This window comes from Kitasatospora sp. NPDC054768 (assembly GCF_053612025.1).
In genome coordinates this window covers 1-6,894 of the sequence record NZ_JBSHBN010000272.1, presented here as the reverse complement: position 1 = coordinate 6,894, position 6,894 = coordinate 1, and the positions used below count along the sequence as shown (strand labels likewise).

Below are 6,894 nucleotides of genomic sequence, written 5' to 3'. Positions count from 1 at the left end.
GTGTGTGGGTGGACAACTTCACCAGCCCCCCCCCGGCCGGGGGGCCCCCCGCGACCCCCACCGCCCTCCTGCTCCCCCCGGCCGCGGGGGCCGGGGCCGCCGCCGCCGGTCCGGCGGCGGCGACCGGGCGCCGGGACGTCACCGCGGACCAGTGCCGGAGCGCGGGCGGGCACGTCGAGGGCAGCGGCTACTGCGTCGACGCGGCCGGCGAGGACGGCTGGGGCCAGCCCATCGACGGCCAGGCAATCAACCCGGATCCGCGGCCCGGGGAGGAGTGAGCGCACTCCGGCGCCCCGTCCCCCCGGGCGGGGGAGCGGGGCGCCGGGTCGGCGGCCCGGACCGGCGCCGCTCACGGCACCGCTCACGGCACCGCTACGGCACCGGGCGCAGGGTGACCGGGGCCGGGGTGAGGGCGCGCAGGACGAGGTCGATGTGCACCTTGGCGGCGCCCGCGCGGTGCAGGGCGGCGGCGATCGTCCGTAACTCCTCGGGGCCGGTACAGGCGAGGCGCAGTTCGAGGTCGGCCTCGCCGACCAGGGCCAGGCCGCTCTGGACGGCCGGGAACTCCGCCGCGAGGCGGTCGAAGTCGAGCGGGACGGGGCCGTGGCTGATCCGGACGATCGCGTGCAGGGAGCGGGCCGGCTGGGCCCGTACCGCCGGATCCGGACCGTCCGGGACGAGTCGGAGCGGGGCGGTCACCGGCGCTGGAGCCGGGCGGCCGGGGCCGGGGCGGTCGGGGTCGGGGTCGGGGTGAGCGGCGAGGCGGGCGGGGCGGAGACGGGCGGGGCGGTGACGGAGGGGGCGACCAGCCGCGGGTCCAGCACCAGGGTGTCGATCCCGAGCGGGGCGGTGAGGTCACGGAGGGCGGGCTCGCCGAGTTCGGCGTGGGCCTGGTCGGGCCCGAGGAGGGCGACGAGGGCCTCGGGGCTGGAGAATCCGACCGCGCAGCGGCGGCCGTCGCGCAGGCGGAACAGGCGGAGTGCGGTGGTGCTTCCGGTGCCGGAGGCGGTGACCGGAACGTGCCAGACGACGCGGGCCATGCGGATGCTCCCGAGTGGGGTGGTGGTGCCTGCCGGAACTACTGCCTCGACGCTAGGGCGGCCCGGCCCGGGGAGCGCCGGTCCTGACGCGCCGTTGACCGAATGGGGTCGTGCGTTGACGCACTCCTGACGTCCGACTCACCCGAGTGGACCAAACCACTTGTCGAGCGCTCCGCTTGCCGTGCGTGCCGACCCGGACCACCGTGGAGTTCGGCCCCCGGCGCGTCCTTCGCCGCGCCCTGCGTCGAGTCCCCGCTCACGACCGCCCGTCGAGCCCCCGTTCACGGCCGCCGGAGCGTCCCGCCGCGAGCGCCGCGGCGCCCGCCGACCGGACCCGTGCGGGACCGGAACGCGACCGGAAACGGGGGGAGGTGGAGCCGGAGGCCCGTGACGAGATATCTTGACGTCAAGACGTTGGAGACGTGAAGCGGAGTACCGATGACTGACTCGACCATCATCTATACGCACACCGACGAGGCTCCGGCCCTGGCGACCTACTCGTTCCTGCCGGTTGTCCAGGCCTACGCCTCGACCGCGGGTGTGCGCGTGGAGACCCGCGACATCTCCCTGGCCGGGCGGATCATCGCGAGCTTCCCGGAGCGTCTGACCGAGGCGCAGCGGATCGGCGACGCGCTGGCCGAGCTGGGTGAGCTGGCCAAGACCCCGAGCGCCAACATCATCAAGCTGCCGAACATCTCGGCCTCGGTGCCGCAGCTCAAGGCCGCCGTCGCCGAGCTGCAGGCCCAGGGCTACGCCCTGCCGGACTACCCGGACGACCCGCAGACCGACGAGGACAAGGACGTCCGCGCCCGCTACGACAAGGTCAAGGGCAGCGCCGTCAACCCGGTCCTGCGCGAGGGCAACTCGGACCGCCGCGCCCCGCAGTCGGTCAAGAACTACGCCAAGACCCACCCGCACCGCATGGGTGCCTGGACGGCCGACTCGAAGACCAACGTCGCCACCATGGGTGAGAACGACTTCCGGTCCACCGAGAAGTCCGCCGTGATCGCCGCCGACGGTGCGCTGCGCATCGAGCTGCTCGGCGAGGACGGCGCCACCACCGTGCTGCGCGAGAAGGTGCCGGTGCTGGCCGGCGAGGTCGTCGACGCCTCGGTGATGCGGGCCGCCGCCCTGAACGAGTTCCTGGCCGCGCAGGTCGCCCGCGCCAAGGCCGAGGGCGTGCTGTTCTCGGTGCACCTCAAGGCCACCATGATGAAGGTCTCCGACCCGATCATCTTCGGCCACGTGGTCCGCGCCTTCTTCCCGAAGACCTTCGCCAAGTACGGCGAGGTGCTGGTCGCCGCCGGTCTGAACCCGAACAACGGCCTCGGCGGCATCCTGGCCGGCCTCGACAACGTGCCGCACCTGGGCGCCGAGATCAAGGCCTCCTTCGAGGCCGAGCTGGCCGAGGGCCCGGCCCTGGCCATGGTCGACTCCGACAAGGGCATCACCAACCTGCACGTGCCGAGCGACGTCATCGTCGACGCCTCGATGCCGGCCATGATCCGCACCTCCGGCCACATGTGGGGCCCGGACGGCAAGGAGGCCGACACCCTCGCCGTGCTGCCGGACAGCAGCTACTCCGGCGTGTACCAGGCCGTCCTCGACGACTGCCGCGCCCACGGCGCCCTGGACCCGGCGACCATCGGCTCGGTGCCGAACGTCGGCCTGATGGCCCAGAAGGCCGAGGAGTACGGCTCGCACGACAAGACCTTCGAGATCGCCGCCGCGGGCACCGTCCGCCTCGTCGACGCCGAGGGCAACGTGGTGCTGGAGCAGGCCGTCCAGCCGGGCGACATCTTCCGCGCCTGCCAGACCAAGGACCTGCCGATCCAGGACTGGGTCAAGCTGGCCGTCACCCGCGCCCGCGCCACCGGCGTCCCGGCGGTGTTCTGGCTGGACGAGAACCGCGCCCACGACGCGGTGCTGATCGAGAAGGTCAAGCAGTACCTGCCGGAGCACGACACCACCGGCCTGCAGATCGAGATCAAGTCCCCGGTCGAGGCCACCACGTTCTCGCTGGAGCGCATCCGCCGCGGCGAGGACACCATCTCGGTGACCGGCAACGTGCTGCGCGACTACCTGACCGACCTGTTCCCGATCCTGGAGCTGGGCACCAGCGCCAAGATGCTGTCGGTCGTCCCGCTGATGGCGGGCGGCGGCCTCTTCGAGACCGGCGCCGGCGGCTCCGCCCCGAAGCACGTCCAGCAGCTGGTCAAGGAGAACTACCTGCGCTGGGACAGCCTGGGCGAGTTCTTCGCGCTGGCCGCCAGCTTCGAGCACCTGGCCACCACCACCGACAACGCCCGCGCCCAGGTGCTGGCCGACACCCTGGACCGCGCCACCGGCACCTTCCTCAACGAGGACAAGTCGCCGAGCCGCCGCCTCGGTGGCATCGACAACCGCGGCAGCCACTTCTACCTGGCCATGTACTGGGCCCAGGAGCTGGCCGGGCAGACCGCCGACGCCGAGCTGGCCGAGGCCTTCGCCGGCCTGGCCGCGACGCTGACCGAGCAGGAGTCGGCCATCGTGGACGAGCTGATCGCCGTCCAGGGCTCGCCGGTCGACCTCGGCGGCTACTACCAGCCGGACGCGGCCAAGGCCGCGGCCGTGATGCGCCCGTCCAAGACCTTCAACGAGGCGCTCGCCAACCTCGGCTGAACCCGGCCGAGCTGAGCTGACGAGAGGCCCCGGGTCCGCATCGGACCCGGGGCCTCTCGGCGTTCACGCCCGGATCGCCGGATCGCCGGATCGCCGGATCGCCGGACCGTCGGTTCGGCGTTCACGCCCGGACTGCGGTTCAGGCCCGGCCGAGCAGGGCGAGGGCGGTGCCGACGGCCTCGCGCAGCAGGAGGTACGGGCCGTGGGCCAGCGGGCCGTCCGCGCCGAGCACGGCGGCGGTGGCGCCCGCCCGGCGGGCGGCCAGCGCGGAGCGGACGGTGTGGAAGCCGTTGGTGACCACCGTGCAGCGGTAGCCGGGGCGCTCGGCGGCCATCAGGGCGGCGCTGAACCGCAGGTTCTCGGCGGTGTTCACGGCCCGCTCCTCGCGTCGGATCCGTTCCGCCGGGACGCCCCGGGCGGTCAGGTAGCGGGCCATCGCGGCGGCCTCGGTGCACTCCTCGTGCGGGCCCTTCCCGCCGGTCACCAGGACCAGCGGGGCGTACCCGGCGGCCTCCTCGGCGGCGAAACGTTCCAGCGCGGCGTCCAGCCGGGCCGCCAGCGGGGGACCGGGCTCGCAGCCGTCCAGCGCGGCGCCCAGGACCACCAGGTAGTCGGAGCCGGCCGGCGCGGGCCGACGGCGCTGGTACAGCGCCACGCCGAGGAAGCCGAGCGGCCAGAGCAGGACGGACCCGCAGAGCAGGACGGCGACGAACAGCAGGACGTGCATATCCGTTCGAACGCCCGCGACGGAACGACCGTTCCGGGGCCCGGCGGAACCCCTGTCCCGCGGCCGTTCCGGCCTCCCGTGGGCCCCTGCTCCGCGGGCGGCCGGAAACGGCGGAACCCCCGTTCCGGAGGTGGAACGGGGGTTCCCGGGAACAGGGGTTCCGCGGCGGGCTCAGCCGACGTCGGCCGCCGGGGCGGCGCCGGTGACCGGGGCGGCCGGGGCCGCGCCCGGGCGCCGGTCACGCTTGTGCAAGGAGGCCAGGTAGGCGTTGTACGCCTCCAGCTCGGCGTCGCCGGTGCGCTCCTCGGAGCGGTCGCGGCGGCGGGCCTGCCGCTGCTCGGAGCCCATCCACTGGTAGACCAGCGCGATCAGCACGATCGCGGTCGGGATCTCGCCGAACGCCCAGGTGATGCCGCCGGCCAGCTTCTGGTCCTCCAGCAGGTTCGTCCCCGGTGGCGCGCCCTCCACGGTGAAGGTGGTGACCAGCGGGTGGGCGGCCATCATCACCGCCACGCCGAAGAAGGCGTGGAACGGCATCCCCATGAACAGCTCGATGATCCGCATCACGTGGCCGGGGCGGTGCGGGCCCGGGTCCACGCCCATGATCGGCCAGAAGAACGCCAGACCGGTGAGCAGGAAGTGCACCATCATGAAGATGTGCCCGAGGCGGTACTGCATCAGGAAGTCGAACAACGGGGTGAAGTAGACCCCGTACAGGCTCGCGATGAACATCGGGATGGTGAACGCCGGGTGCGAGACGATCCGGACGTACCGGCTGTGCAGCAGCGCCACCAGCAGCTCGCGCGGCCCGCGCGGACGGCCCTTGCCGGTCGGGCGCAGCGCCCGCAGCGCCAGCGTGATCGGGGCGCCGAGCAGCAGCAGGATCGGCGTCAGCATGGAGAGCACCATGTGCTGGATCATGTGCGCGCTGAACAGCACCATGCCGTAGTCGTTCAGCCCGGTGCAGGTGACCAGCAGCAGGCTGGCGACACCCGCCACCCAGCCCACCATCCGGCCGATCGGCCAGCGGTCGCCGCGCCGGTACAGCCGCACCACGCCCGCCGCGTACAGCCCCAGGAGGACCAGGCCGCCGAGCAGGAACACCCAGTCCGGCGACCAGGTCCAGACGTTGGACAAGGTGAACGGGCCTAGTCGGGTCATCCCGCCGTGGTGGTGCATGCCTGACATTCCGTCGCCCATCGGCGGGTCCCGCTTTCCGTCCTCGTGGTCCCCGGTGGGGGTCCGGTTCGCCCGTTTTGCTTGGTCTACAGCCTAGGTGGGCCTTACCTCGGGCCATCCCCCCACCCCCTCCGTACGGGTGCCTCCCCACGGGGGCGCCCGCTGGCTAGACTGACCGGCCGGTCGGCAGGGAGGCTCGGAGATGGCGACGGAACACGGATCCGCGGCGCGCCCCGCGGTCGCACTGACCGGGGCGACCGGCTTCATCGGCTCCGGCGTGCTGGCGGCCCTCGCGGCGCGTGGCGTCCCGGTGCGGGCACTGGCCCGCACACCGCCCCAGGACGCCGCTGCCGGCACCGCCTGGGTACCGGGCGACCTCGCCGACCCGGCCGCGCTCACGGAGCTCTGCACGGGCGCCGGGGCCCTGGTGCACCTCGCCTCCCGGGTCGACGGCGGCGCCGAGGAGTGCGAGGCGGTGAACGACCGGGGCACCGCCGCCCTGATGGCGGCCGCCACCCGCGCCGGGGTGCGGCGGATCGTCCACCTCTCCACGGCGGCGGTCTACGGCGAGGGCCCGCACGCGGACGTCGAGGTGGACGAGGTGCCGCCCGCCCCGGTGTCCGAGGCCAGCCGCACCCGGCTGCTCGGCGAGGGCCACGCGCTGGCGGCCGGCGGGTACGTGCTGCGCCCCGGGCTGGTGACCGGCACCGGCGACCGCTGGGTGGTGCCCGCGCTGGCCGAGCTGGTCCGCCGGGTGCCGGTCCGCTGGGAGGGCGGCAGCGCCCGGCTCTCCCTGGTGGACCGCACCGACCTGGCCCGGCTGATCACCGCGCTCGCCCTGGACGAGCACGCCGCCCCGCCGGGCGTCCACCACGCCTCGCACCCCGGGCCGGTCCGTGGCGGCGACCTGCTCGCCGCCCTGGCCGCCCTCGGCCTGCTGCCCGCCCCGGACGGCCCGGCCGTCCCGTGGGAGGAGTGCCGCCGACTGCTGGCCGCCGCCCCCGGCCGGGTCTCCGAGCGGCAGTTCGGCCTGATCACCCGCGACCACTGGTACCGCAGCGAACGGATCTGGCGGCTCGCCGCCTGCCCGCCCGGCCCCGGCCCGCTGGCCCGCCTCCCGGAGGCCGCCGCCTGGTACCGCGAGGCGCTCGGCCTGAGCGGGTCCTGACCGGCCGTGGGGGCCCCCCCCCCCCCCCGGGGGGGGCGGCCCGGGGGGGGGGGGCCGCCGGGGGGCGGAAACCCACAACCGGGGGGGGGGGGAGGGGGGGCCGGGCCGGGGGCAGTTAA

Annotated in this window: 6 protein-coding genes and 1 pseudogene; 3 read left to right on the top strand and 4 right to left on the bottom strand. The window is 74.5% G+C overall.

Going from position 1 to position 6,894, the window contains the following annotated elements; translation table 11 throughout:
- A pseudogene (locus ACWGKU_RS39735) lies at window positions 1–278 on the top strand (hypothetical protein); the annotation flags it as partial.
- 94 nt (window positions 279–372) lie between these two features.
- On the opposite strand, the gene ACWGKU_RS39730 reads toward ACWGKU_RS39735, so the two are convergent.
- Complete coding sequence (locus tag ACWGKU_RS39730) at window positions 373–699, bottom strand: hypothetical protein (RefSeq protein WP_359898446.1); 327 nt, start codon at window positions 697–699, stop codon at window positions 373–375.
- Complete coding sequence (locus ACWGKU_RS39725; RefSeq protein WP_452180963.1) at window positions 696–1,040, bottom strand: SAV_915 family protein; 345 nt, start codon at window positions 1,038–1,040, stop codon at window positions 696–698. The genes ACWGKU_RS39730 and ACWGKU_RS39725 overlap by 4 nt, the downstream gene beginning before the upstream one ends.
- Window positions 1,041–1,478: 438 nt before the next feature.
- Here ACWGKU_RS39725 and ACWGKU_RS39720 point away from each other — a divergent pair, with 438 nt between their 5' ends.
- On the top strand, window positions 1,479–3,701 hold the full coding sequence (locus ACWGKU_RS39720; RefSeq protein WP_359898448.1) for an NADP-dependent isocitrate dehydrogenase: 2,223 nt from the start codon (window positions 1,479–1,481) through the stop codon (window positions 3,699–3,701).
- A gap of 139 nt (window positions 3,702–3,840) precedes the next feature.
- Here ACWGKU_RS39720 and ACWGKU_RS39715 read toward each other — a convergent pair whose 3' ends face one another.
- Window positions 3,841–4,428 carry a YdcF family protein gene (locus tag ACWGKU_RS39715; protein WP_380540686.1) on the bottom strand — a complete coding sequence of 196 codons (588 nt, stop codon included), beginning with the start codon at window positions 4,426–4,428 and terminating at the stop codon, window positions 3,841–3,843.
- Window positions 4,429–4,599: 171 nt separating this feature from the next.
- Window positions 4,600–5,607: a cytochrome c oxidase assembly protein gene (locus ACWGKU_RS39710; protein ID WP_452180964.1), complete on the bottom strand. Its 1,008-nt coding sequence runs from the start codon at window positions 5,605–5,607 to the stop codon at window positions 4,600–4,602.
- Window positions 5,608–5,809: 202 nt separating this feature from the next.
- Between ACWGKU_RS39710 and ACWGKU_RS39705 the strand changes: the two genes are divergently transcribed.
- Window positions 5,810–6,775, top strand: coding sequence for an NAD-dependent epimerase/dehydratase family protein (locus ACWGKU_RS39705; RefSeq protein WP_452180965.1), 966 nt, complete (start codon window positions 5,810–5,812; stop codon window positions 6,773–6,775).
- Window positions 6,776–6,894: the final 119 nt, after the last annotated feature.